Origin of the sequence: Enterobacter sp. CPE_E890, from assembly GCF_046521475.1 — a bacterium.
Lineage (GTDB): Bacteria > Pseudomonadota > Gammaproteobacteria > Enterobacterales > Enterobacteriaceae > Enterobacter > Enterobacter adelaidei.
In genome coordinates, this window is record NZ_JBKFZW010000001.1 from 633,285 (window position 1) to 657,093 (window position 23,809).

General features: G+C 55.6%; 24 protein-coding genes. 9 read left to right on the forward strand and 15 right to left on the reverse strand.

All coding sequences use genetic code 11. The features are described from left to right. The 4 genes from ACLHV9_RS03085 to ACLHV9_RS03100 are packed head-to-tail and all read right to left on the reverse strand — an operon-like array spanning position 1 to position 3,536. Positions 1–1,257 carry an FAD/NAD(P)-binding oxidoreductase gene (locus ACLHV9_RS03085; RefSeq protein WP_108089518.1) on the reverse strand — a complete coding sequence of 419 codons (1,257 nt, stop codon included), beginning with the start codon at positions 1,255–1,257 and terminating at the stop codon, positions 1–3. After that, complete coding sequence (locus ACLHV9_RS03090; RefSeq protein ID WP_108089519.1) at positions 1,244–1,498, reverse strand: (2Fe-2S)-binding protein; 255 nt, start codon at positions 1,496–1,498, stop codon at positions 1,244–1,246. The genes ACLHV9_RS03085 and ACLHV9_RS03090 overlap by 14 nt, the downstream gene beginning before the upstream one ends. Continuing rightward, complete coding sequence (locus ACLHV9_RS03095; protein WP_108089520.1) at positions 1,495–2,598, reverse strand: NAD(P)/FAD-dependent oxidoreductase; 1,104 nt, start codon at positions 2,596–2,598, stop codon at positions 1,495–1,497. The genes ACLHV9_RS03090 and ACLHV9_RS03095 overlap by 4 nt, the downstream gene beginning before the upstream one ends. Beyond that, complete coding sequence (locus ACLHV9_RS03100; RefSeq protein WP_108089521.1) at positions 2,595–3,536, reverse strand: 4-hydroxyproline epimerase; 942 nt, start codon at positions 3,534–3,536, stop codon at positions 2,595–2,597. The genes ACLHV9_RS03095 and ACLHV9_RS03100 overlap by 4 nt, the downstream gene beginning before the upstream one ends. A gap of 307 nt (positions 3,537–3,843) precedes the next feature. Here ACLHV9_RS03100 and ACLHV9_RS03105 point away from each other — a divergent pair, with 307 nt between their 5' ends. From ACLHV9_RS03105 to tsr, 6 genes are all read left to right on the forward strand, one after another. Continuing rightward, entirely contained in the window at positions 3,844–4,659 is an 816-nt protein-coding gene (locus ACLHV9_RS03105; RefSeq protein WP_108089522.1) for an AraC family transcriptional regulator, read from the forward strand. Between the two features lie 138 nt (positions 4,660–4,797). Then, positions 4,798–5,718, forward strand: coding sequence for a dihydrodipicolinate synthase family protein (locus ACLHV9_RS03110; protein ID WP_049007403.1), 921 nt, complete (start codon positions 4,798–4,800; stop codon positions 5,716–5,718). A gap of 14 nt (positions 5,719–5,732) precedes the next feature. Next, positions 5,733–7,340 (forward strand): aldehyde dehydrogenase (NADP(+)), encoded by a 1,608-nt coding sequence (locus ACLHV9_RS03115; protein ID WP_108089523.1) that lies wholly within the window; start codon positions 5,733–5,735, stop codon positions 7,338–7,340. A gap of 11 nt (positions 7,341–7,351) precedes the next feature. Then, a complete protein-coding gene (locus tag ACLHV9_RS03120; RefSeq protein WP_108089524.1) occupies positions 7,352–8,953 on the forward strand; it encodes an APC family permease in 1,602 nt (533 codons plus the stop codon). A gap of 11 nt (positions 8,954–8,964) precedes the next feature. Beyond that, positions 8,965–9,984, forward strand: a complete 1,020-nt coding sequence (locus tag ACLHV9_RS03125) for an Ldh family oxidoreductase (RefSeq protein WP_108089525.1) — start codon at positions 8,965–8,967, stop codon at positions 9,982–9,984. Between the two features lie 108 nt (positions 9,985–10,092). Continuing rightward, positions 10,093–11,757, forward strand: a complete 1,665-nt coding sequence (tsr, locus tag ACLHV9_RS03130; RefSeq protein ID WP_028016572.1) for a methyl-accepting chemotaxis protein — start codon at positions 10,093–10,095, stop codon at positions 11,755–11,757. On the opposite strand, the gene ACLHV9_RS03135 is transcribed toward tsr, so the two are convergent. The 10 genes from ACLHV9_RS03135 to ACLHV9_RS03180 all read right to left on the reverse strand — a co-directional run bounded on the left by ACLHV9_RS03135 (position 11,754) and on the right by ACLHV9_RS03180 (position 19,786). Then, positions 11,754–12,275 carry a GNAT family N-acetyltransferase gene (locus tag ACLHV9_RS03135; protein ID WP_028016573.1) on the reverse strand — a complete coding sequence of 174 codons (522 nt, stop codon included), beginning with the start codon at positions 12,273–12,275 and terminating at the stop codon, positions 11,754–11,756. The genes tsr and ACLHV9_RS03135 overlap by 4 nt on opposite strands. Then, complete coding sequence (gene opgB, locus ACLHV9_RS03140) at positions 12,275–14,566, reverse strand: phosphatidylglycerol--membrane-oligosaccharide glycerophosphotransferase (protein ID WP_133175273.1); 2,292 nt, start codon at positions 14,564–14,566, stop codon at positions 12,275–12,277. The genes ACLHV9_RS03135 and opgB overlap by 1 nt, the downstream gene beginning before the upstream one ends. A gap of 269 nt (positions 14,567–14,835) precedes the next feature. After that, a complete protein-coding gene (locus ACLHV9_RS03145) occupies positions 14,836–15,318 on the reverse strand; it encodes a DUF2501 domain-containing protein (protein ID WP_049007398.1) in 483 nt (160 codons plus the stop codon). An 84-nt stretch (positions 15,319–15,402) separates the two neighbouring features. Then, positions 15,403–16,140, reverse strand: a complete 738-nt coding sequence (gene dnaC, locus ACLHV9_RS03150) for a DNA replication protein DnaC (RefSeq protein ID WP_023334409.1) — start codon at positions 16,138–16,140, stop codon at positions 15,403–15,405. Then, a complete protein-coding gene (gene dnaT, locus ACLHV9_RS03155) occupies positions 16,137–16,682 on the reverse strand; it encodes a primosomal protein DnaT (protein WP_028016576.1) in 546 nt (181 codons plus the stop codon). Before dnaT ends, dnaC begins: the two co-directional genes overlap by 4 nt. A 147-nt stretch (positions 16,683–16,829) precedes the next feature. Continuing rightward, positions 16,830–17,258 carry an organic hydroperoxide resistance protein gene (locus ACLHV9_RS03160; RefSeq protein WP_013095463.1) on the reverse strand — a complete coding sequence of 143 codons (429 nt, stop codon included), beginning with the start codon at positions 17,256–17,258 and terminating at the stop codon, positions 16,830–16,832. 84 nt (positions 17,259–17,342) lie between these two features. Beyond that, positions 17,343–17,795 carry a MarR family winged helix-turn-helix transcriptional regulator gene (locus ACLHV9_RS03165; RefSeq protein WP_108089611.1) on the reverse strand — a complete coding sequence of 151 codons (453 nt, stop codon included), beginning with the start codon at positions 17,793–17,795 and terminating at the stop codon, positions 17,343–17,345. Positions 17,796–17,836: 41 nt separating this feature from the next. Next, a complete protein-coding gene (locus tag ACLHV9_RS03170; protein ID WP_028016578.1) occupies positions 17,837–18,478 on the reverse strand; it encodes a TetR family transcriptional regulator in 642 nt (213 codons plus the stop codon). A 67-nt stretch (positions 18,479–18,545) separates the two neighbouring features. Continuing rightward, a complete protein-coding gene (locus tag ACLHV9_RS03175) occupies positions 18,546–19,019 on the reverse strand; it encodes a threonine/serine exporter (protein ID WP_108089527.1) in 474 nt (157 codons plus the stop codon). Further along, positions 19,010–19,786 (reverse strand): threonine/serine exporter ThrE family protein, encoded by a 777-nt coding sequence (locus tag ACLHV9_RS03180; RefSeq protein ID WP_028016580.1) that lies wholly within the window; start codon positions 19,784–19,786, stop codon positions 19,010–19,012. The genes ACLHV9_RS03175 and ACLHV9_RS03180 overlap by 10 nt, the downstream gene beginning before the upstream one ends. Positions 19,787–20,199: 413 nt before the next feature. On the opposite strand from ACLHV9_RS03180, the gene ACLHV9_RS03185 reads away from it, so the two are divergent. Beyond that, positions 20,200–20,931 carry a helix-turn-helix transcriptional regulator gene (locus ACLHV9_RS03185; RefSeq protein WP_108089528.1) on the forward strand — a complete coding sequence of 244 codons (732 nt, stop codon included), beginning with the start codon at positions 20,200–20,202 and terminating at the stop codon, positions 20,929–20,931. Further along, the gene (gene bglJ, locus ACLHV9_RS03190) at positions 20,928–21,563 is read left to right on the forward strand and encodes a DNA-binding transcriptional activator BglJ (protein WP_049007394.1); all 636 of its coding nucleotides are present in this window, start codon (positions 20,928–20,930) and stop codon (positions 21,561–21,563) included. Before ACLHV9_RS03185 ends, bglJ begins: the two co-directional genes overlap by 4 nt. A gap of 36 nt (positions 21,564–21,599) precedes the next feature. On the opposite strand, the gene ACLHV9_RS03195 is transcribed toward bglJ, so the two are convergent. Beyond that, the gene (locus tag ACLHV9_RS03195; protein WP_008502085.1) at positions 21,600–22,058 is read right to left on the reverse strand and encodes a YbaK/EbsC family protein; all 459 of its coding nucleotides are present in this window, start codon (positions 22,056–22,058) and stop codon (positions 21,600–21,602) included. A gap of 328 nt (positions 22,059–22,386) precedes the next feature. Between ACLHV9_RS03195 and ACLHV9_RS03200 the strand changes: the two genes are divergently transcribed. Then, on the forward strand, positions 22,387–23,733 hold the full coding sequence (locus ACLHV9_RS03200; RefSeq protein ID WP_028016583.1) for a PTS sugar transporter subunit IIC: 1,347 nt from the start codon (positions 22,387–22,389) through the stop codon (positions 23,731–23,733). The last annotated feature ends 76 nt before the right edge of the window (positions 23,734–23,809 follow it).

The following is a 23,809-nucleotide window of genomic DNA, read 5'->3' on the forward strand; positions in this document are numbered from 1 at the left end:
TCAGCCCTCCGGTTTTGCCAGGTGGATCAGCGTGTCGATACGCGCGGGAGAAAGCGGCTCGCGCGGTTGCGGCAGCGGCCAGCCGTACAGCCAGCGGGCGCTGGTGGCGCAGGTTTTCCCCTGACACGCGCCCATTCCGCAGCGCGAGGCGAGCTTCGCCGCCTGCCAGCTTTCGGCATTTTGCACATCGCCGCAGCGCACATCTTCGCAGCGGCAGAGCAGGGTGTCGGCAGTGATAACGTCTTTTAATGATTCCGGTAAGGTGAAGGTGGTATGAAGCGCCCGGGCAAAACGCTGCCAGCGTGCGCGGGTTGCGATGGCCTTTTCTGCTTTCCCGGGGTTATCCGCCGCGCTATAACCCGCAATCTCCCCTTCTGCCTGCGCCAGTTCGCTGCCGCCAAAACCGGTGCACTCACCCGCAGCATAGATATCCTGCACGCTGGTGCGTTGAGAAGCATCGACCCGGATAGCCTGATTTTCGGTTGTGCAGCCGAAGAGCAGACCGGGTTCAATATTGGGCACCAGCCCATAGCCGATAGCCAGCCTGTCGCACGCTATCTCACGGGTTTTTCCCCCGTGACGCACGGTGACAGACTGAAGGTGTCTCTCCCCCCGGGCGTGGATGACCTGGCTTGCCGGGTGATAGTGGGCCGGAAAAAGCTCGCCGAGCTGGAGCAGTTTTTCTTGCCAGCGCCAGAGCCCAGCCGCGAACCGGGCCAGCGCGCTCACCGGCGCCTGTTCGATGATGGCGACGATATTTCCGCCTGCGCGTTTCACCGTACCGGCGACCGCCAGCAGCAGTGGCCCGCTGCCGGCAATGACGACCCGCTCGCCGTTGAGCGGCAGGCCATGTTTAATCTGTGCCTGTAGCCCACCGGCTCCCGTTACGCCGGGAAGCGTCCAGCCAGGAAACGGCAGGGAGAGTTCCCGTGCGCCGCAGCATAAAATTAACCGCTGCCAGCGGATCTCGCCGCAACTGTCTGCGGTTTCAAAAACAACGCAATGCGATTCAGGGCGGGCAATCAACCGGGCGCCGTTCAGTAGCGTAATGCCCGGCTGTTCCGCCACTGCCTGCCGCAGGCGTAAGGCGCGCGGAGGCAGCGAAACCTGTGGACCATCACGCCAGATTTGCCCCCCAGGGCGCGGGTTGTCGTCAAGTACCATCACCGACTTTCCACAGCGTGCAGCGGCCAGTGCCGCCGACAGCCCGGCTGGCCCGGCACCGAGGACAAGGATCTCGCACTCAAACGTTCGCATGTTGGCTCCTTTCAATCACCATGTCGGGCTGGCATTCCGTCTGGCAGGCCAGCACCCGTCGTCCATTCACCGTGACGCGACACTCCTGGCAAACGCCCATGCCGCAGAAGGGGGCGCGCAGCTCACCGCTGACCGAACGTCGCGTCACGCCGCTACCCGTGAGTGCCAGCGCCGCTGCGATGCTGATGCCAGCAGGAACGTCGCAGGGTTTACCTTCAATAATCAGGTTCAGGGTCGTCATGCAATCGCCTCCTGTGTTTGCAGCCGCGCGGGGAGCCAGGCATCCGGTGAAACGGGTGGACGCTCGCCGAGGATCTGCGCGCAGAGCAGTTCGGCGGTTGCGGGGGCGGTGGTGACACCCAGCCCTTCGTGCCCCAGTGCCAGCCAGATACCCGGCCGCGCAGGATGCGGGCCGATGAGCGGGTTGCCGTCTGCCGACGCGGCGCGAAAGCCGCTCCAGCAGCGAATGATATTGAGGTTATCCAGAGAGGGGAGAAAATGGCGCGCGCGTGCCAGCATGGCCGCCAGAAGCGGTAAATCCAGCTCGCGGTCGGTATTGTCGAACTGGCGGGAAGAGCCAATCAGCAGCTGCCCGGTGGGACGCGGCTGGACGTTAAACGCCACCGAGGTGCCACCCGCATGGGCGCTGGCACCGTATCCCAGCTCTACCAGCTGGTGGCTGAGCAACGGGGCGTAGCGATCGGTGATCGCCAGTTGGCCTTTTTTCGCCCGTAGCCAGTTTTCACCAAGCAGCGCGTTGGCCCCCAGACCGCAGGCGATGACGATGGCGCGCGAGCGCAGGCGTTTGCCGCTGTGCAGGGTGACATAGGGGGCATCGACTGCGAGGGCGCGGTCACGAAGATGCGTGACATCGGCATCATCAATTAACCAGCGAGCGACGTTCGGCGCGTAGACAATCCCGTCTCCGGGCACCCACAGCCCCCCGCTGAGCCGGGAGGTGAGCAGGGGTTCACGTGCGGCAAGCTGGTCGCGGGTCTGCATGTCGCTGGCGACCTGGTGTTGCGCCATCCGCCGTTGTTTTTCTTCTGCCAGTTCAAGCTCCTGCGGCGTTTCCGCCAGCCACAGCGTGCCGCATCCGCGCCAGGCGCAGCTTTCCGGCATCCGGGGCGTCAGTTCCCGCCAGCGTGCCAGAGACCAGGCTGAAAGGGTAAGCTCGGCTGGGTCGTCATCCATGCACACCAGATGTCCCATCCCTGCTGCCGTTGCGCCCGCGTTACCGTCGTCGATCAGCGTGACCCGCTGCCCGCGCTTTGCCAGTTGCCAGGCACAGGCGGCACCGACGATCCCGGCACCAATGACAATGACGTCGGTGTCGGTCACAACGTAATCCCCCAGCGGAACGGATCGCCAGGATTGAGGATCAACCGGTTATCGCCGCAGACCCATGCCTCACCACGGATCGTCGGGATGATCTTGTTGCCATGCGGCACGAAATGGGCGGTAAATTCGCTGCCGATGATGCTCGCCTGCCGCCAGGTTTCTCCCGGCCTGAGTTTGCCGTCTTCTGCCAGACAGGCCAGCTTGGCGCTGGTGCCGGTGCCGCAGGGTGAGCGATCCCAGGCTTTTCCCGGACAGAGCACAAAGCTGCGGCTGTCCGCGCGGTCATCCTCCGCGAAGAGCTCAATATGGTCGATAATGCCGTCATGTTCACCGCGAATACCGGCACGTTCTAACCCTTCCCGGATCGCCCAGGCATACTCCGTTAACTGGTGTATCTTGTCCGGCGTCACTGCAAAAGGATGATCGTTGACGAGGAAGAACCAGTTTCCGCCCCAGGCGATATCCCCCGTGACCGTACCGTGAGCGGTTTCAACCTGCACCTGTTTGCGCCAGCGATATGCCGGGACGTTTTCTACCGAAACGCTGCCATCGTCGTGCAGCGTGGCGGTCACATCACCCACCGGGGTTTCAATCAGATGTTTGCCGGGCTGAATGCGGCCAAGCCAGGCCAGCGAGGCGACAAGCCCGATCGTCCCGTGACCGCACATGTTCAGAAAACCGCTGTTGTTGAAGAAGATGACCCCCGCCGTGGCCTTAGGCGATACCGGCACACACAGCAGAGCGCCGACCAGGACATCGTTGCCGCGCGGCTCAAGAATGATGGCTTTGCGCCAGTCGTCATAGTCGCGGGCGAAGCGGTCCCGGCGCTCGGCCATGTTTCCAGCGCCCAGATCCGGAAAACCGTCGATGACCAGGCGGGTTGGTTCGCCGCCGGTGTGGGAGTCAATTACTCTCAGTTCGCTGTGCTGCGCTGTCATGGGATCTCCGGAAAGTTAACACCTTGTTGCTAAATGCTGGCGTAAGGCCGGGATTCCTGCTTGATCGCTTTCGTCACCAGAAATGACGAAATCAGCACAGTGACCGGTTTTATTCTTAAGTTAAATTCATATTTATTTCTTATTAATCATTCTGTTGTTGGTGTGGTAAACCAAAAAAGGTGACTGCGCCAGTGGATGAAAAGGGTAAATCATAAACCTGTGGCAGGATCGCAAAACGCGGTAAGGGCGCTTGATGAGTTAACGAAAAGTTAATAAAGATCCAGCTCACCGATCGGGAGGAAGCGTTATGTCCTGTGTGATTGATAATGCGCTGGCGCCCTCGCCAGCACTGGAAGTGACTGAACTGAGCCAGATTTGTGAAGGGCTGGCGCGTCAGCGTCCGGACAATATCCAGACCTTGCTTCATGCGATGGCGTTGATTGCGCCGCTGCTCAATGCCATTCCTAATGTGGTGTTTTTTGTCAAAGACGTGCAGGCGCGCTATCTGATGGTCAATATGACCCTGGCGCGTCGCTGCGGATTTAAGACGGTGGCTTCGCTGCTGGGGAAAACCTCTGCCGATGTTTTCCCTTCCGCACTGGGGCAGGGTTATACCGAGCAGGATATGCGGGTGCTGCGCGAAGGGGTGACGCTGCGCGATCAGCTGGAGATGCATCTCTATAACGGCCGCGAGCGCGGCTGGTGTCTGACCCAGAAACTGGCGTTGCGGGATGCGCAGGGCCAGGTGATCGGCATGGCGGGCATTTCGCATGACCTACAGGAAGCGCAGGCGCGTCATCCGGCGTGGCAGCGGCTGGCGATCGTCGACGATCATATCCGCAAGCATTACCACCGGCCGATCGCCATGGAGGAGTTGACCGCGCTGAGCGGTATGTCGGTGGCGCAAATCGAACGCTACTGTAAGCGCATTTTCCATCTCACCCCGCGTCAGATGATCCATAAAGTCCGGCTGGAAAAAGCGACCGAATTGCTGGCGGGCGATACGCCGATTACCGATATTGCCCTGCAATGTGGCTATACCGATCACAGCGCCTTTAGCCGCCAGTTCAAGGCCATGACCGGCTCTACGCCGCGTGATTTTCGCGTCACGCTGGTCGGGTAAGACAAACGCACTGTGCTAATTTCGTCATCAAAGGGGAGGAAAACCACCAAGCCGTCGGCCGCCTGAAACGTCAATCTGTCAGTGAATATTCACCATTCATTCACTTTGATTTAACAAATTGACGACAAGGAACCGAACATGAGCAAGAAAGCCATTCACTGGAGCGGTGTATTCCCGGCAGTCAGCACCCAGTTTCGCAGCGATTACTCTCTCGACCTGGATGCCACCCATACGGTGATGAAAAACCTGGTCAAGGATGGTGTTTCCGGCCTGGTGGTGTGCGGCAGCGTGGGCGAGAACACTTCTCTGACCACGCAGGAAAAGCTGCAAATTATCGAAGTGGCGAAAGACGCGGCGGGTGGTCAGATCCCGGTTATCGCCGGTGTCGCAGAATTTACCACCGCCTTTGCGCAGAAGATGGCGAAAGAGGCCGAGCGTGTGGGCGTTGACGGTATTATGGTGATGCCTGCGCTGGTGTACTCTTCAAAACCGCATGAAACAGCGGCCCACTTCCGCAGCGTGGCAACCGCCACTGACCTGCCAATCATGGTGTATAACAACCCGCCAATCTACAAAAACGACGTGACGCCGGACATCCTGGCGACGCTCGCCGACTGCGACAACATCGTCTGCTTTAAAGACTCTTCCGGCGATACCCGCCGCTTTATCGACCTGCGTAATTCCGTTGGCGACCGCTTTGTGCTGTTTGCCGGGCTGGATGACGTGGTGGTCGAGAGCATCGCCGTGGGGGCGGAAGGCTGGATCTCGGGGATGTCGAACGCGTTCCCACGTGAAGGGGAGACGCTGTTCCGCCTGGCAAAACAGCAGCGCTATGAAGAAGCGATGGCGCTTTACCGCTGGTTTATGCCGCTGCTGCATCTGGATGCGCGTCCGGATCTGGTGCAGTGCATCAAGCTTTGCGAAGAGCTGTTGGGCCGCGGCAGCGCGATTACCCGTCCGCCGCGCCTGGCGCTGGAAGGGGAAACCCGTGCGCAGGTGGTAGCGATTGTCGAGAAGGCGCTGGCGACTCGCCCACAGCTGCCTGACGTCGGCCTTTAAGCACAGGAGTGACGATGACTTTATCTCTCTCTGTAAAAGGCCAGCAGTTTATCGCCGGACGCCGCGTGGCAAGCGGTGAGGCGACGCTGCCGGGCCTGCGTGCCGCTGACGGTGAACCCACCGGATACCGCTTTTACCCGGCCTCCCGCGAGGAGGCCGCCGCTGCGGCGCTGGCGGCAGAACAGGCATTTCCGATCTATTCACAGACGTCACCCGAGGTACGCGCCCGCTTTCTCGAAACTCTCGCCGACGAGCTGGATTTACTCGGCGATGAATTTTTCGCGATAGCCCGCCAGGAGACGGCGCTGCCGCTGCCGCGCTTGCAGGGAGAGCGCGCCCGGACCAGCAATCAGCTGCGCATGTTTGCTGGCGTGCTGCGTCGGGGCGATGCCTTCGGCGTGCGCATTGATACCGCACTCCCTGCGCGCCAACCGCTGCCGCGCCCGGACCTGCGCCAGTATCTGACGGCGCTGGGCCCGGTGGCAGTATTCGGTGCCAGCAATTTTCCGCTGGCTTTCTCCACCGCAGGGGGCGATACCGCCTCTGCGCTGGCGGCGGGCTGCCCGGTGGTGGTGAAGGCCCATCCGGGGCATATGGCAACGGCAGAACTCACCGCCCAGGCCATTGTGCGTGCGGTGGAGAAAGTCGCCCTTCCTGCGGGCGTTTTTAACATGATTTTCGGCACCGACATTGGCGCAGAGCTGGTGCGTCACCCATCGATCCAGGCGGTCGGGTTTACCGGTTCTTTACGCGGCGGTAAGGCGCTCTGGCTGCTTGCGCAGCAGCGTCCGCAGCCGATCCCGGTCTTTGCGGAGATGTCAGCCATTAACCCGCTTATTATCCTGCCGCAGGCGTTAGCCACCCGGGCAGAGGGGCTGGCGAAGGAACTGGTGGCCTCTTTTACCCTCGGCAGCGGGCAGTTTTGTACCAAGCCCGGGCTGATCCTGGCCTTGCGTGGCGAAGGCATGACCCGCTTCACGCAGGCGCTGAAGGAGGCGGTGGATCAGGCTCCGGCACAGACCATGCTCAATGCCCCGACCCTTGCCCACTACGAAGAAGGCGTCAGTGCGTTTGAGGCGCATCCCGCGATTCAGCGGCTGGCAGGCTCTGATGATTCTGTTAGCGGACGCGCGCAGGCTCGCCTGTATCAGGCCCCGGTTTCGCTGCTGCTGGCGCAGGAGCCTCTGTTGCAGCATGAGGTGTTTGGCCCGCTGGCGGTGCTGGTTGAGGTGGCTGACGAGGCTGAAATGCAGGCTGTTCTGCGTGCCATCCAGGGGCAGTTGACGGCAACGGTGCACGCCGAATCCGATGACGGCCCGCTGGCACAACGCCTGCTACCAGCCCTGAGCGAAAAGGCCGGGCGCGTGCTGTTTAACGGATATCCGACCGGCGTGGAAGTGTGCGATGCGATGGTGCACGGCGGCCCGTGGCCTGCCACCACCGATTCACGCGGGACCTCCGTCGGAACCCGCTCCATCGAACGTTTTATGCGTCCGGTGTGCCTGCAGAATGTGCCCGCTGCACTGCTGCCGCCTGCTGTCCAGGATGCTAACCCTCTGAACCTGCTGCGCCTGATTAACGGGCAGTGGACCCGGGAAGCCATTTCCCCCTCTGTTGACTGAAGGGCATGACCATGACGATTCACTCTACGCATCAAACATCGTCCCGCGTTGTTGAGTCAGGGAAATTTAAAAAGCAGCTCACGTTAACCGACCTGACGTTTATTGGTCTTGGGGCTATCTTCGGCTCCGGCTGGCTGTTTGCCGCAAGCCATGTGGCCTCGATTGCCGGGCCTGCGGGCATTGCCTCGTGGGTTATCGGCGGGATTGCCGTGCTGCTGCTGGGGATTGTCTATTGTGAACTGGGGGCGGCGCTGCCGCGCGCCGGGGGGATCATCCGTTATCCGGTGTTTTCCCACGGCGAGCTGATGGGGTATCTGCTGGGCTTTATTACGCTGATTGCGTTCTCAAGCCTGATCTCCATTGAGATTGTTGCCGCGCGCCAGTACGCGGCCGCCTGGTTCCCGATGCTAACGCAGCCAGGCTCAAGCGATCCGACGCTGCTGGGCTGGGTGGTGCAGTTTTTACTGCTCTGTTTCTTCTTTGGCCTGAACTACTACAGCGTAAAAACGTTCGCCCGCTCCAACAACATCATCAGTATTCTGAAGTTTCTGGTGCCGCTGGCGGTTGTCGTCACCCTGTTTACCTTTTTCAAACCTGAAAACCTGCACGTTCAGGGGATTGCGCCGTTTGGCATGTCAGGCGTTGAGGCAGCGATCAGCGCCGGGGGGATTATTTTTGCCTACCTGGGGCTGACACCGATTATCTCTGTGGCGAGCGAAGTACAAAATCCGCAGCGGACCATCCCGGTTGCGCTGATTTTATCTGTGGTGCTGTCGACCATTATCTACGTGCTGTTGCAACTGGCATTTCTTGGCAGTATTCCAACCGAAATGCTCGGCAGCGGCTGGGCGGAGATCAGCAAACAGTTCTCGCTGCCTTATCGCGATATCGCCATTACGCTCGGTATGGGCTGGCTGGCATTTATGGTGGTGTGCGATGCGATTGTCTCCCCAAGCGGCACCGGCAATATCTATATGAACGCGACGCCGCGCGTGATTTACGGCTGGGCGAAAGCGGGGACGTTCTTTAAGGCGTTTACCCACATTGATAAAGAGTCCGGCATTCCGCGTCCGGCGCTGTGGCTGACCTTCGCCATGTCTATCTTCTGGACGCTACCGTTCCCGTCCTGGGAGCAGTTGATTAGTGTGGTGTCGGCGGCGCTGGTGTTGAGCTATGCCATTGCCCCGGTCACGGCGGCGGGGCTGCGCCGTAATGCGCCCGATCTGCCGCGCCCGTTCCGCGTGCGTGCCTTCGGGATTATCGGCCCGGTGTCGTTTGTGATTTCAGCCCTGATTGTCTTCTGGTCTGGCTGGGGGACGCTGTCATGGCTGCTGGGGTTGCAGATTGTGATGTTCGTGGTCTACGTGCTGTGCAAAGCAAAAGTGCCTGTCCACACTGTGAGTCTGGCACAGCAGGTGAAATCGTCCCTGTGGCTCATCGCTTTCTACGCGCTGATTATGCTGTTCTCGTGGCTGGGCAGTTTTGGCGGCACAGGGGTGATTGGTCATCCGTGGGATACGGTGGTGGTGGCGCTGATGTCGCTGGGCATTTACTACTGGGGCGAGCGAACCTGTCTGCCACAGGCTAACTTTACCGGAGACGAAGAAGAGTAGAGGAGTGGGTCATGGAGATGGTAAACCTCTCGTTAACAGAGGCTTATGCGCTGGCATTTAACGTGCTGCGCGGGAACGGATTCAGCGAGGCGCACGCCGCCGCGGTGGCGAAAAACGTCACCCACGGCGAGCGCGATGGCTGCGCCTCGCACGGTTTGTGGCGGTTGCTGGGTATTGTCGAAACGCTGCGTAAAGGGAAGGTGTCACCAGACGCAGAACCGGCGATCGCCGATACCGCACCCGCCATCGTGAAAGCGGACGCTGGTGGGGCATTTTCCCTGCTGGCGTTCGAACGTGCGCTGCCGCTGCTGATAGAAAAGGCGCGACACGGTGGTATCGCCGCGCTGGCGATTAACCGCTGCGTGCACTTTTCTGCCCTGTTTGCGGACGTTGAACCGCTGACGGAGGCCGGCCTGGTGGCGCTGGCGACCACGCCGAGCCATGCGTGGGTCGCCCCAGCGGGCGGCACGCAACCGCTGTTTGGCACGAACCCGATTGCCTTTGGCTGGCCGCGCGGCGATAAACCGCCGTTTATTTTTGATATGGCCACCAGCGCGGCGGCGCGGGGTGAAATCCAGCTGCATCAGCGTGCGGGTAAGGCGGTGCCGGAAGGGTGGGGGATTGATGCTCAGGGCAATTCGACGACCGATGCACAGGCTATTCTTGACGGCGCGATGTTGACCTTCGGCGGACATAAAGGCTCGGCGCTGGCGGCGATGGTGGAACTGCTTGCCGGTCCGCTGATCGGTGATATGACCAGCGCGGAATCGCTGGCGTGGGATGAGGGCGCAGGCGGCCTGCCTTACGGCGGTGAACTGATTCTGGCGCTCGACCCGACGCGTTTTTTAGGGAATGACGCCGCAGCCCATCTGGCTCGTGCCGAGACACTCTTCAGCGGGATGACGCAGCAGGGGGCCCGATTGCCGGGAGAGCGCCGCTATCAATCTCGTGAGCGCGCAAACCGTAATGGCCTGGAGATAACCCTCACACTTTTCAATGACATATCTGAGCTGCTGAAATCATCATCGTGATCATCAACACAAGAGGAGGGAAATAGTCCCTCTTCTCAGTACGTTTTTCGTAAAGTTTTCCCTTTCCAGGCCGAAAATTCTGTTATCTGTCTGAAGGAAAGAGAAAACATGTTAAACCGTATCAAGATTGTCACCAGCCTAATGCTGGTTTTAGCGATATTTGGCCTTTTACAACTCACATCCGGTGGTCTTTTCTTTAACGCTCTGAAGAATGACAAAGAGAACTTCACCGTCCTGCAAACCATTCGCCAGCAACAATCCACGCTGAACGGCAGCTGGGTGGCGTTGCTGCAAACCCGTAATACCCTGAACCGTGCGGGCATCCGCTATATGATGGATCAGAGCAATATCGGCAGCGGCGCGACCGTTAACGATTTGATGCAAATCGCGTCTGCGTCTCTGAAACAGGCGGAAAAAAACTGGGCTGACTATGAAGCCCTGCCGCGCGACTCGCGTCAAAGTGATGCAGACGCGATGGAAATCAAACGTAACTACGATATCTATCACGGTGCGCTGGCGGAGCTGATTCAGCTGCTGGGCGCAGGTAAAATCAACGCCTTCTTCGACCAGCCGACTCAGAGCTATCAGGACGGTTTTGAGAAGCAGTACGTAAACTACCTGCAGCAGAACGACAAGCTGTACAAGACCGCCGTTGAGGACAGCAACAGCTCTTACTCTCAGGCCATCTGGGTGCTGATTAGCGTATTGGTTGCCGTTCTGGTGGTGATTGTCGCCGTCTGGCTGGGTATCAAACAGGCGCTGATCTCTCCGTTGAACCGTCTCATCGACAGCATTCGCCATATCGCCAGCGGCGACCTGGTGAAGCGCATTGATGTGGAAGGCTCCAACGAGATGGGCGAACTGGCCGATTCACTGCGTCATATGCAGGGTGAGCTGGTGCGTACCGTTGGCGACGTGCGTAATGGCGCAAACGCCATTTACAGCGGTGCGAGCGAAATCGCGATGGGCAACAACGATCTCTCCTCCCGTACCGAGCAGCAGGCGGCTTCTCTGGAAGAGACCGCTGCCAGTATGGAACAGCTGACGGCAACCGTTAAGCAGAACGCCGAAAACGCCCGTCAGGCAAGCCATCTGGCGCTAAGTGCGTCTGAAACGGCGCAGAAAGGCGGTAAAGTGGTGGATAACGTGGTGCAAACCATGCGTGACATCGCCGGAAGTTCGCAGAAAATTGCCGACATTATCAGCGTAATTGACGGCATTGCTTTCCAGACCAACATTCTGGCACTGAACGCGGCGGTAGAAGCGGCGCGTGCGGGCGAGCAGGGCCGTGGCTTTGCGGTGGTGGCAGGTGAAGTTCGTAACCTGGCGCAGCGCAGCGCCCAGGCGGCACGTGAAATTAAGAGCCTGATTGAAGACTCTGTTGGCCGTGTGGAAGTGGGCTCTACCCTGGTAGAAAGCGCCGGTGAAACCATGGGCGAGATCGTTAATGCAGTCACTCGCGTTACCGACATTATGGGTGAAATCGCCTCTGCGTCAGACGAGCAGAGCCGCGGTATTGACCAGGTGGGTCTGGCAGTCGCAGAGATGGATCGTGTGACCCAGCAGAACGCCTCGCTGGTGGAAGAGTCTGCTGCGGCCGCGGCCGCGCTGGAAGAGCAGGCGAGCCGTCTGACTCAGGCTGTGGCGGTGTTCCGCATTCAGCAGGAGCAGATGAAAGCGCGCGAGTTCGCTGCGGCTAAAGCGGTTTCCACGCCGGTGATGGCGCGTAAAACCGCGACTGCCGATTCAGGCGATAACTGGGAAACGTTCTAATTAAGTGACAGGCGCATGGCACAGCGGGATTCATACGCTAAGCCATGCGCCGCTTCATCATCTCTTTTCTGACGCAGTTCTGGCGTTAGCTCAGCAATTTGTTCAAATCCCAACCGCGCATAGAACGGCGCATTCCACGGGACGTCCCGGAACGTCGTTAACGTCAGCGACGTCAGCCCTAGCTGACGAGCATGGTCAGCCACACAGGCGATGAGCTGCCGGCCAATCCCTTTTCCCTGCCAGTCCAGATCAACCGAAAGCTCCACGATAAACAGCGATGAAGAGTGTGCTTCGGTGAGGATAAACCCCACGGGGCGGTCATTCGCCAGCGCCAGCCAGCTTTGCCCGCGTTCGGCATACTCAAGATGCTGCTCAGCGGAAATGACCTCACCCTCGGCAAGCCAGGCGAGCTCCGGATAGCGTCGAAAACGTTCCCCCGCCGCGCGTTCAATGGCGGGCAGGGCGTAAACGTCGTCACAGCGAGTTGGCCGAACGGTTATGTTAAGGGGGACGGTCATTAGCCTGCATTACTCACAATTTTAATTTCGACCATGCCTACCCCCAGCTGACGCGGTGAATGGCCGAGGATATTCCCGTCATTCGTGGACTGCGGGTCTGGCGGCACAATCACCAGGGTATTGCTGCGGGATGGATTCTCAAAATGAAGCGTGTGAGTGGTCACTTCGTTTCCAAGCGTTAGCGTCTGCTCTTGTTCGCCCACGCGCACGGGCACGGGCTTATTTGCATTGGAACCATACGCCCTGGCCGTGATCACCAGGTCAAATTGTTCTGGCAGGGGATGGGTGTACTCAATTTTCACCTCGTTGCCCAACTGCGCATTTGACCAGCGTCCCCAGGACTCCGGACGTGAGATGCCGCTAAACTGTTTCACCTCTTCCGGCGCGCCGGCTACGTTAAAGATAAAGCTGTCCGCCTTGTAGCGAATATCGTTATCGACGATTTTCAGCATGTCGACGTTGTGCTGATAGCGTGCGGTATCAATCACCGTGTCTTTAAACGCGGTTTTGCCTTTCCACTGGGCTTTATCCACATGCTGCACGGATTGCTCTCCGCCAAGCTGGCCCTGAGAAACACACCAGTCGGTAGAAAGCGCCAACGGCTGTGACCAGAGTTGGCCCATTTTGTAACATTTGTCGACCCAGACGAAGTTATCGCGAGGGGCAAAGTCAGCCAGCTGGAAACGCAGTGGGGCGGAATACTCACTTTCCGGCAGCGGTTCGACGCGATTGTCCGACACGCGCACCAGCAGCGGCAGGCGGAAGCTGCTGCCCGAGAAGGCAATCGTGTTTTTATTTTGATCGATGGTGAAATCTTTCATCTCTTTCGGGAAGTTCCACAGGCGGATGATGTCTGGCTTCCACGCGAGGATTTTTTCCTTCATGTTGAGGAAGACTTCAGACAGAGATTGCCCCGACAACGTGCTGCGGCCCAGACCAATAAAGTTGTCTCCGCCCAGAATGTCCAGCACGGTCGCGCCGTTATCCATTGAGTTACGTTTGGTGGCAATCACTTCCTGTTGCGGCTGGTCGCCGCGAAGCACGAAGAACAGATTGCTGCGATCCTGCTTGTTGAGTTGATCCCATGCGCTGTTTTTCATCGCCAGATGGTCAGACGAAACGACGATGACGGTATTTTTAAAATACGGTGAAGCTTTGATTTTCTCGACCAGTGCGGCGATATGCTCCTGGCTACAGGTGACGGCGCTGAAAGATTTGTTGTTTTTGCCGCCGACATCATAGCTTCTGCGTTTACAGGTACGTGAGACGAACCCGTCCGGGTGGTGCGTATCCACGGTCAGAGCAAAGAGGGAGAAGCGCTTACCCGAGCGGGAAAGTTCTTCGAATTTCTTCCAGGTTTCGTCCAGCACCGTATCGTCGTAGAAGCCCCAGTCGTTACGGTAGTTTGGATCGGCAACTGTCGTTTTTAACTCCTCTGAGCCATACAGGTGGTCAAAACCGTGGGACTTCAGGAACACATCTTTTCCGGCAAAGCGCAGGTTCGCCCCCTGGACAAAATAGTTTTCATAGCCGGAGTTTTTCAGAATATCGCCCAGGCAAACATTCTGCGGGAAGAATGTCGACATCGAGGCTGAGGCGTTCCCTTCAAAAGGTGCAAACAGCGGGATACCACACTGGGAGGCAACCATTCCGGCGATAGTGTAATCCGTGCCGGGCAGCTGCATGGTGTGGCTGAAATCAAGACCTTCGTTTTTCAACGCGCCCAGCTCTGGTGTCAGGTTCGGGAACGCGTCGTTATCAAAGTACGTGCGCTCCAGACTTTCGCCGTAGATATAGACCAGATTGAGTTTCGGGCTGGCGATCTTTTTCGACGGCTCTTTGTAGTAGGCCACGAAATCCGGATCGCCGTCGCGCGACTGGGACTTTACCAGCTCGGCGATCTGATGGAATGCGGGACTGGCGTCGACTGAGGCCAGTGCCAGGAAAAGCGCCAGCAGGCTGTAACCATGATGGTGCGGATGATGGCGACGTCGCCGCAGTACCCAGGCCAGTGCGCCAAAAACGACCACCAGCGCCACAACCAGGCCCAGCCCAGGAAGAATATACTTACCTACGCCCGCGCCCGTCAGGCTGTTCGTCAGGGTGTAGAGAACCGCATCGTTAATCCCGTCACCGGTAAAGTAATCGCTGGCGTATAAGGTAATGTTTAAAATAATAAAAATGCCGAGCACCACCAGCGTGGCGATAAACCACCAGGTGTGACGGCCAGCTTTCCAGGCGTAAACGCCGACAGAAGCCAGAAAAAGGATAAGAGACATGAATTCAGACAACAGCATATCCTCATGACGCCAGATGCTTCGCTGGCTAACTGTTTATTTTTAGGTACTACAATGTAATTGCGATGTCGTTTAGCTGCAATTCTAGTGTCATGAAAGTGTGCTGTTATTAGGATTTGGTTTAGAAAACCGTTTTTTTGAAGGTGCTCGCATCCTGACAAACGGACGCTGAGACGGTGGCAGGCAGGGAAAACGCTCATTTAGCGCCGCGTTGCAAGACTATCGCATTAAACGCGGCGTGTTGTGGCAGAAAATGGGATGGATCAGGAGATGAAATTAACGCCTTGTTTCAGCACCAGATCGCAGGCTTTGGTTTTCACCTGTTTGGCCAGAGAAGAGTTGCCGATGGTGCTCAGGTTAAGCTGCTGGCCGTTTTTCGCGTTAAGCAGACCCTGAATACCGTCCATGTAGTTGGTATCCGCTTTCTGCTCCTGGGTATCCAGACCCAGCTTGCCCAGCACCTGGTTTTTGACATTTTGCGCGTCGGTCACGGAGGCCAGCTTTTGCTTCGCGCAATATTCCAGAATGCCCGCCGCGTTGTTCATTGTACCCGCACTCAGGCTCTGGGAGCTGTTACCCAGCAGGCTGGTGAGAGAAGATGCGGACAGCCCGCCCTGAGTGCTGCTGCTCTCTTTGGTCAGTTCGTTTGCTGCGCTTGACAGAGAATCCTGCCAGGACGCCGCTTGCACTGCGCCGGTAACCAACAGGGTGCCTAACAGCGTGCTGATAATAATCTGTTTTTTCATCGTAAATTTCTCAAAAAGGTCCGTTTTGGGCCGGAAGTGATTCCAGTATATACCGCCTTCTCACCATCGATTCCTGGAACTATCTTAATACTCTTTTCCGGTGACGCGGCTACGGTAACTTTCCCAGTCGAAGATGACATACAGGCTGTTACCCAGCTTCATGCGATCCATAACGCGCTCACCCAGTAAGCGGGTCATCTCGTCGATATTGTGGTTTGTCAGCATACCGGTAGGTCGTTTGGACGAGGAACGGCGGTCGACAATCTGGTTAATGATCACCTTTTCATAACGGGATTCCGTCTGCACGCCAATCTCGTCGATGACCAGTAAATCGACGTTACTCAGGTCGTTCAGGAGTTGTTCTTCGCTGGTTTCGCGGTTGCTGAAGGTGTCTTTCATCGCGGACATGATATCGGCCACGGTGATGATGAGCACCGATTTTCCGCGCAGGAGCAGTTCGTTGCAGATAGCGGCGGCGAGGTGATTTTTTCCGGTGCCAGGTTTGCCGCTAAAGATGAAGCTGGCAATATTACCATCGAATTCATCCACATACTGACGGGCGGCGGCAAGCGCGTTCATCTGCCCGTTGGTCTCAACTTTATAATTATCAAATGAGCAGTTCTGATGCAGGGGACGAATACCTGAACGGTTAAAGGTGCGCTGCATTTTCATCGCCCGATTTTCACGGGCGAGCGCGGCGGCGCGGATCTCTCCTTGCTCTTTTTGCCACGCCAGCAGTTCTTCACCCGTGGTGAAAGCGGGCTTCACGTTGGCAGGCATCATTTTTTGCAGACGTTTCATCAGGTCGCCGACGTTCTTCATTTCGCACCTCGGAATCCGTTAGGGATCTGTTTATCCGGTTCTGAAAACGCGTTGATATCGCGTTTTGGCTGGCCATTATTGCTGGCGCGGGTGATTTGAAGATGGCGCGCGAGCTTTTGCTGCCACTGAATATGGGTGAAGACTTTACCTTCTGCCTGCCACCAGGCCGTAAACGCGGCCAGTTCTTCAGCGGTGGCGGGTTGTGTTAACGCAATACCCCACAGCGCGGCCTGCCGCTGAAAATCGGCATCAGGTTGCCAGCCCGCATAGAGAGCAAATTTTCCCATCGGAACGCTCATCGGGGCGTTAACCGGCTCATCAAAGAACTGGTTATCCAGCATGATATCGCTCGCCGGGCGTGATAATTGCGCTTCGATCTCCAGGAGCTGTGCCAGACGTTCCGGTGTGATGGCGTAAAATGCCGGTGCATTGTCGGCAAAAACCGCAACCATGCCGCCTTCGGCGTGGGTCAACACACCGCGTGGGTCGCGCATAAAGGCATCAATGCCAGCAATGCTGGTGGTCAGAATTCTGGAGGACATAACGCTTACTCTACTGATGACTACGGGCGTGATATGAGCTTATGGTAGCACAGAGAGGATGAGGGGATGGAGGGGATTTCCCCGGTGGCGATGCGCTTATAGGGCTACAACCGTAGACCTGATAAGCGCAGCGCCATCAGGCATTTATCATGCGATGATATTCAGGGTCACGTCGATGTTGCCGCGGGTCGCGTTAGAGTACGGGCAAACGATGTGGGCGGCATCGACCAGCTTTTTGGCTTCCGCAGGATCCATGCCTTCAACATGGATGTTCAGTTTTGCTTCGATACCAAAGCCGGTTGGCAGCGGACCAATACCCACTTCGCCTTCAATAAAGGCCTCTTTTGGCAGGGTAAATTTGTCGCGTGCGGCGACAAACTTCATCGCGCCCAGGAAGCAGGCAGAGTAGCCGGCAGCAAACAGCTGCTCAGGGTTCGTCACTTCTCCCCCCATGCCACCCATCTCTTTTGGCACGCCCAGTTTCACGTCCAGGACACCATCAGAAGAGGTGGCACGACCGTCACGACCTCCGGTTGCTTTTGCTTTGGCGGTATAAACGACTTTTTCTAAAGACATGTCAGGTTCCTCATTTTATATTTAAGTGCGCTATTAAATAGCGTGCGATATATATGTTTAAATAAATACGCGTAAAGTATAGCCTTACGCGTGGTGTAACTGGTGTCGCAAAAGTTCAAGCTGCTGCTTCAGCGCCAGCATCGTGTCAGTATCACATTGCGCTGCGCAACCCACCGCATGGGGGATATTTAGTGCCTGCTGTTGCAGTGCACGTCCCTCGTCGCTCAGCGTGACGGCCACCTGACGTTCGTCTTTACGCGAGCGCTGACGTTTTATCAGCCCGGCGCTTTCCAGACGTTTTAACAGCGGCGTCAGGGTGGCAGAGTCAAGGAACAGCCGCTCACCAATGTCCGACACCGTCATGTCGTCCTGCTCCCAGAGCACCAGCATCACCAGGTATTGCGGGTAAGTCAGGTTCAGCGGCGCCAGCAGTTGCCGGTACAGCTTGTTAAGCGCCAGATTTGCCGAGTAGAGAGCAAAGCAGAGCTGGTTATCCAGCAGGAGCGCAGCGGTGGTGTCGTTCGTTTTCGTGTTCATGGAATGAATATAGATAGTGCGCGATTTAATTGCAAGCAATTTTATGGGCAGGTATAGCGGAGTGCCACCTGAACGGCCATTTTGCGGTAGTGCTGGCGCTGAGCCTGTTCATCCGCCCCATCTTCAAACAGCAATGTGAAGGTGTAGCTGTTGGCGACGTAGTGAAAGCTGAAACTGCTTATCAGACGGTGGAGATCGCGGGCGTCAACTGTCTGGTTGAATAGCTGCTTTTCTTTACCCCGGTCCAGGATCGCTTCCAGCAGATCGAGCGCGCTACGGTTGACCTGGCGCAGATAGCTCGACTGCTGCATAAAGCGACCACGCTGCATGTTTTCCATGCAGATAATGCGGATGTAATCCGGGTGATCGGCATGATAGTCAAAGGTAGCTTCAACCAGGTTGACCAGCGCTTCTACCGGTGGCATTCCCGCCAGGCTCAGTGCTTTCTCACTGGCGCGGATTTGGGTGTAAACATGCTCCAGGACGAGAAGGTAGAGATTTTCTTTGTTCTTGAAATGGTAAACCACCATGCGCTTGGTCGTGCCTGCTTTCTCCGCAATTTGCTCCATGCGGGCACCGTTCAAACCATATTCGGCGAAAAGCGCGATCGCGCTCTGAAAAATTTTCTCTTTCAGGCTGGATTCTTCATTGTGTGCGGGGTGTTCGCTGCCTGGGTTAGCCACAATCTTTCCTTATTATCACCAAACGGACCAGGACGATTATCCCCATGGCAGCGAAATAACACAAATATCAAACGCGTGGGCGTTTGCGGTACAGCCACAGTCCCGGGATCGACAGCCCGATAGAGAGTGCACCGACAATGGAAGAGGCCTTAAGGAAGTTGCTCAGAAGGAGGATCATCTGTGGCTCGGTGTAGCCAAAATGGCTGATTTTTACTGCGGAAATCATTGCCGTGTAGGCAGATATGCCCGGGAACATCGGGATAACGGCGGCAACGGTGAACACTTTGGGATGCGCCAGATACCAGCGCGACCACTGAATGCCTATGCTACCGACCAGCATAGACGCCATAAATGTCGACCATTCGATGTTAAAACCTGCCGTCATCATGATCATCCGTGACCCATGACCAATCGCACCCAGCAGGGCACACCACGGGAGAGCACGTTGCGGAACATTAAAGACCATCGCAAAGCCAACGGCAGGAATGGCGGCCAGAAGCATGTCCTGTACCAGTGCCAGCAGAAAATCTATCACGCCCATCCGCGTAACCCCCAGAGAGTCATGGCCATGACGACGCCAATACAGGTCGCCAGCGTCAGCAGGCTGGCGATAGCCCAACGTGCCAGACCGGTATTGATGTGCCCTTTAAACATATCGGCGACAGCGTTAATCAACGGGAACCCCGGGACCAGCAGAAGCACACTGGCGGCCATGGCAACAGTGGGGGTGTTAACAAACTGCGGCAGGCGCAGCAGTAAACCAGACACCGTGGTGGCGACAAAAGCGGTAATACAGAAATTGATTTGTGGGTGCATTTGCCGGTGTGTCAGTAGCTGGCGGACATACATCGCGATGCTGCTGGCGAAAAATGTAATGATTGCGCCGTCCCAGCCGCCTTTATTGAGCTTACAAAAACAGGCGCACGACAGCCCAACCATGAGCACAACGAGCCAGCGTGGGTAACGCAATGGCTTTATTTGGTTGAATTTTTTTTCAATCTCATTGTGGTCGAGCAGCTTATGCTCAGCAAGAATGACGATATGTTGCACTTCGGTGACGACGTGCATGTTAATACCACGGTCGTGGTTTTTGCGGGTGGAGGTCAGGCATTGACCATCTTTGATCGTAGTCAGCACAATGGCGTTTGAAGAGATCGCGCTTTCAACGCTATCCATACCTAACGCCAGCCCCAGCCGTGTTGAGAGCTCCTCAACCAGCGCGCTTTCCGCTCCGTGCTGGAGCAGAAAAAGACCGCACTGAATACATAGCCGCGTGATAGCACGCTGCGTTGACCGATCTGCCTGCATGTATTGTCCTGAAGAGAAAATGGATGTTAGCGGTTTGGCCCGTGATGCTTACTTTTAACACAAAGTGCGGTACCCCTTGCTGTGGGTCAGATCAAGATTTATGCAAACAGTTGCAACCTGTATTGTGAAAGGGTTTTCGCTTTAATTCATAACAATGGTGAATCATTAATGCGGTAACATAAAATATTTGTATTTAGTTATTCTAAATTTATATTGTCGATATTTTAATGAGTCCGTAATTAAATTTTCTTGCACTTTATGAGATATTATCTCTGTTTTAGGCATTTCTTAAATCAGAAACATATCTCATCTTCTGCTTGTATTAATCTGTTTTACACTCAGGGACGAAAATACTTATTACGTTGATGCGTATTAACGTTACTCATCAAATGAAAAATGGACACGGAGGGTCTATGTTGTCATTACATGGTAAACATTGCGTAGTCATAAGCCGGATACCCGTGATGCAAAAAGGGTTTGCAGGCGTTATGGCACGTCACTTCCCCGATTTTGAATTGACCTTTTGCCGCTCACTGCAGGAGCTAACGCTGCTTCAGTTACGCAGTGCAGATGTAATTATTGCCGATATTTCAGGTGAATACAGAAACCCCCGGGGCTCGCTCGAAGAGTACTACAGCTTATTGAACCAATACCGTGAAATACACTGGATCTTCTTAGTCTCCCGACCGCTGTACCCGATAGCGGTTGAGTTGCTTATGCGACCAGAAAGCACGCTGCTTTCCGATATGGAACCCATCGACGGCGTGATTAATGCCATCCGGGCCGGGAGTGAGCGTGCTGAACGGATAAGCCAGACGTTATTAATACCAGAACCTCAGAGTGTTGAAGATGAACACGTTATTGCGCTCACGCACTCTGAACGCAAAGTATTACGTTTGTTAGGTAAGGGATGGGGGATTAATCAAATTGCCACCTTGCTCAAGAAGAGCAATAAAACGATAAGTGCGCAGAAAAACAGTGCGATGCGACGGCTGTCGTTGCGGTCTAACGCCGATATGTATGCCTGGATCAGTAGTACACAGGGAATGAGAGAGCTGAGTTTAATCTCAGCCTATGGAGAGTTTGAGGAATGGAAAAAACCGATTCAACAAGACACATCGCCATTATCGAAAATTGTTCGATGAGTGCTGTTGGGCTACAGCATCTTTTTGCTATGCCCACCCTTAACCATTATCAGTTGCACTTATTTAGTGGATTTGAGGGCTTTAAGAAGGCACTTCATCAGACCAATTTTTTTTCGCTGATCTATTCACTTTCCGATGCGCGAGAAGAGCGTCGTAATTGCCTGGCGCACGTGCGGGATCTCGCATTTACCCATAGCCATATTCAACGCATTATTCTGGCGTCTGATGAGATGGAAGCACGGTTAATTAGCCATCTATCACCTTCACGTCTTCACGGAGTGGTCAGTAAATCCTTAACACTTGAGCACTTGCAGAAGGAGCTCGTGGTGTTGTTGGGTGAAACGCTGCGCATCAATGACAATATGCTGAACCACTGGTATCGGAGTCAAAACAGGATGTTAAGCCCCACGGAGCGGGCCATTTTGCGTTATATGTCTTGCGGGTATTCCATTCCCGAAATCGCCGCACAGCTTGAACGCAATATTAAGACTATCCGGGCACATAAGTTTAATGCGATGGTGAAGTTGGGAGTGAGTTCTGACGTAGGGCTGCTTGATGCAGCGGATATTCTTACGCATCTCCCGGCACGAGAACCGCTTAATCCTGCACTCAGCAAACCCACATTTTTATAACCTGCCTTGTGCGCCAGATACTCTCTGGCGCATCAATCAGATGCATACATCAACCCATTTTGCAGATGTTAGCTCTGCCATCCTGTCAGGTGAAATACGTACGGCACTGTGGATCGCGCCAGCGGCAGGAAGTACTTCAGCGTACTGCTTTAAGGAAATATCGCAGTAAACCGCAAGCGGGTTTTCCAGCCCGAACGGACAAACACCACCAACAGGATGACCTGTTATGGTCACTACTTCATCACTGCTGAGCATGCGTGCTTTTGCACCAAAGGTGTCTTTTAGCTTTTTGTTATCCAGGCGCGCATCACCTTTCGCTACCACCAGAATCACCTCGTTTTTCACCTTCAATGACAGGGTTTTGGCAATTTGTCCCGGCTCAACGCGATGGGCGGCTGCAGCGAGTGCAACGGTAGCGGTACTCTGACTCAATTCAATAACGTCTATATCCGGAGCGTTGTCGGCAAAAAACTGCTGTACAGACTGCAAACTCATTGTTTCCTCCTGACAAATATCCTGCGTAATCTGTCATAAGAATTTATGCTCTGTAAATATCTCTTAAGTAACAAATACCCCATATAGCTGATTTCTGGATCATCTTCACAATCACAGAAACCGGTTACAGTAACCGGTTGCAGAGCGTGGTGCGTAGATTAATACTGAGTACGTAACGTTCCCTGTATCCAATAATAAGAGCAAATTATGAAACCATTTAGTCTGAGCAGTACCGCTGGTACACAAGCCAGCAAGGTTGTGAAGCTGATTTATGGAACAACGTGTGGCACGAATGTGCCCGTAACAAACGTCTGACAGGAGATCTGCCATGTCTGCCAACCATGCTGCGTTTAACCTGATATTCCGTTTTGTTGAAAATTACGTTAGCCCAATTGCCGGGCGCATCTCTTCCCAGCGTCATGTTATGGCTATTCGTGATGGGTTCATCTCCGCGATGCCATTTATGATTGTCGGCTCATTTTTGTTAGTGTTCGCTTACCCACCGTTTTCGCCTGATACCACCTGGGGTTTTGCGCGCGCCTGGTTGGATATGGCGAAGCAATTTGAAGGCCAGATCCTGACGCCGTTTGATATGACAATGGGTATTATGTCCATTTATATCTGTGCGGCCATTGCCTATAACCTTGGCAAACACTATGTCAAATCGCATCAGTTAGACCCATTTATGTGTGCCATGCTGTCGCTGATGGCGTTTCTCCTGGTCGCAGCACCTAAAACCAAAGGCACACTTCCTGTGGACAGCCTGGGCGGGACGGGCATCTTTACCGCGATTCTGGTGGCTATTTACTGCGTTGAGATGATGCGTTTCCTTAAAGCGCATAACATTGGTATTCGCCTGCCAGACCAGGTTCCCCCGATGATCAAAAACTCTTTCGACCTGCTGATCCCGGTGCTGGTTGTGGTGTTGACGCTCTATCCGCTGAGCCTGATTATTCAGTCTCAGTTTGACATGCTGATCCCGCAGGCGATTATGTCAGTCTTTAAGCCTTTGGTTTCTGCTGCGGACTCGCTGCCTGCGATTCTGTTAGCTGTGTTGATTGGTCATTTGCTCTGGTTCGCCGGGATCCACGGAGCCGCCATTGTCTCCGGGATGTTACAGATGTTCTGGTTGACTAACCTGGGGGCTAACCAGACTGCGCTGGCTGCCAGTCAGCCTCTGCCACATATTTTTATGGAAGCATTCTGGACGTTCTTTATCGTGATTGGTGGGTCGGGAGCCACAATGGGGCTGGTGATTTGCTATCTGCGCAGTCGTTCAGCACATTTACGCTCTATTGGGCGTTTGAGCGTGGTACCAAGCTTCTTTAACATTAACGAACCTGTCATTTTCGGTACGCCGATTGTGATGAACCCAGTGTTCTTTATTCCGTTCCTGTTGGCACCCATGGTGAATGCCGTGCTGGCCTGGGCGGCGATGTCATTTGATCTGATTGGCCGTGTCATTTCAGTCGTGCCCTGGACAGCACCCGCTCCGATTGGCGCCGCATGGGCCCTTGGCTGGGATTTCCGCGCAGCCATTCTGGTCGTTGTTCTGGCCTGCGTATCAGCAATAATCTACTTCCCATTCTTCAAAGTCTACGAGAAGCAATTGCTGGAGCAGGAAGCCGAGGAAGCGCAGCGTAACGCGGAAGAGGAAAATCAGCAGGTGGCTTAAAAGCGTTGTGCCGGGTGGCGGCTACGCCTTACCCGGCCTACGGGTTGAGGTTTTTGTAGGCCCGGTAAGCGAAGCG

What these genes read in the sequence shown, in the direction of transcription:
- ACLHV9_RS03085 (WP_108089518.1), bottom strand. Translation starts at nt 1,257, where the DNA reads ATGCGAACGTTTGAGTGCGAGATCCTTGTCCTCGGTGCCGGGCCAGCC.
- ACLHV9_RS03090 (WP_108089519.1), bottom strand. Translation starts at nt 1,498, where the DNA reads ATGACGACCCTGAACCTGATTATTGAAGGTAAACCCTGCGACGTTCCT.
- ACLHV9_RS03100 (WP_108089521.1), bottom strand. Translation starts at nt 3,536, where the DNA reads ATGACAGCGCAGCACAGCGAACTGAGAGTAATTGACTCCCACACCGGC.
- ACLHV9_RS03105 (WP_108089522.1), top strand. Translation starts at nt 3,844, where the DNA reads ATGTCCTGTGTGATTGATAATGCGCTGGCGCCCTCGCCAGCACTGGAA.
- ACLHV9_RS03110 (WP_049007403.1), top strand. Translation starts at nt 4,798, where the DNA reads ATGAGCAAGAAAGCCATTCACTGGAGCGGTGTATTCCCGGCAGTCAGC.
- ACLHV9_RS03115 (WP_108089523.1), top strand. Translation starts at nt 5,733, where the DNA reads ATGACTTTATCTCTCTCTGTAAAAGGCCAGCAGTTTATCGCCGGACGC.
- ACLHV9_RS03120 (WP_108089524.1), top strand. Translation starts at nt 7,352, where the DNA reads ATGACGATTCACTCTACGCATCAAACATCGTCCCGCGTTGTTGAGTCA.
- ACLHV9_RS03125 (WP_108089525.1), top strand. Translation starts at nt 8,965, where the DNA reads ATGGAGATGGTAAACCTCTCGTTAACAGAGGCTTATGCGCTGGCATTT.
- tsr (WP_028016572.1), top strand. Translation starts at nt 10,093, where the DNA reads ATGTTAAACCGTATCAAGATTGTCACCAGCCTAATGCTGGTTTTAGCG.
- ACLHV9_RS03135 (WP_028016573.1), bottom strand. Translation starts at nt 12,275, where the DNA reads ATGACCGTCCCCCTTAACATAACCGTTCGGCCAACTCGCTGTGACGAC.
- ACLHV9_RS03145 (WP_049007398.1), bottom strand. Translation starts at nt 15,318, where the DNA reads ATGAAAAAACAGATTATTATCAGCACGCTGTTAGGCACCCTGTTGGTT.
- dnaC (WP_023334409.1), bottom strand. Translation starts at nt 16,140, where the DNA reads ATGAAGAACGTCGGCGACCTGATGAAACGTCTGCAAAAAATGATGCCT.
- dnaT (WP_028016576.1), bottom strand. Translation starts at nt 16,682, where the DNA reads ATGTCCTCCAGAATTCTGACCACCAGCATTGCTGGCATTGATGCCTTT.
- ACLHV9_RS03160 (WP_013095463.1), bottom strand. Translation starts at nt 17,258, where the DNA reads ATGTCTTTAGAAAAAGTCGTTTATACCGCCAAAGCAAAAGCAACCGGA.
- ACLHV9_RS03165 (WP_108089611.1), bottom strand. Translation starts at nt 17,795, where the DNA reads ATGAACACGAAAACGAACGACACCACCGCTGCGCTCCTGCTGGATAAC.
- ACLHV9_RS03175 (WP_108089527.1), bottom strand. Translation starts at nt 19,019, where the DNA reads ATGGGCGTGATAGATTTTCTGCTGGCACTGGTACAGGACATGCTTCTG.
- ACLHV9_RS03180 (WP_028016580.1), bottom strand. Translation starts at nt 19,786, where the DNA reads ATGCAGGCAGATCGGTCAACGCAGCGTGCTATCACGCGGCTATGTATT.
- ACLHV9_RS03185 (WP_108089528.1), top strand. Translation starts at nt 20,200, where the DNA reads ATGTTGTCATTACATGGTAAACATTGCGTAGTCATAAGCCGGATACCC.
- bglJ (WP_049007394.1), top strand. Translation starts at nt 20,928, where the DNA reads ATGAGTGCTGTTGGGCTACAGCATCTTTTTGCTATGCCCACCCTTAAC.
- ACLHV9_RS03195 (WP_008502085.1), bottom strand. Translation starts at nt 22,058, where the DNA reads ATGAGTTTGCAGTCTGTACAGCAGTTTTTTGCCGACAACGCTCCGGAT.
- ACLHV9_RS03200 (WP_028016583.1), top strand. Translation starts at nt 22,387, where the DNA reads ATGTCTGCCAACCATGCTGCGTTTAACCTGATATTCCGTTTTGTTGAA.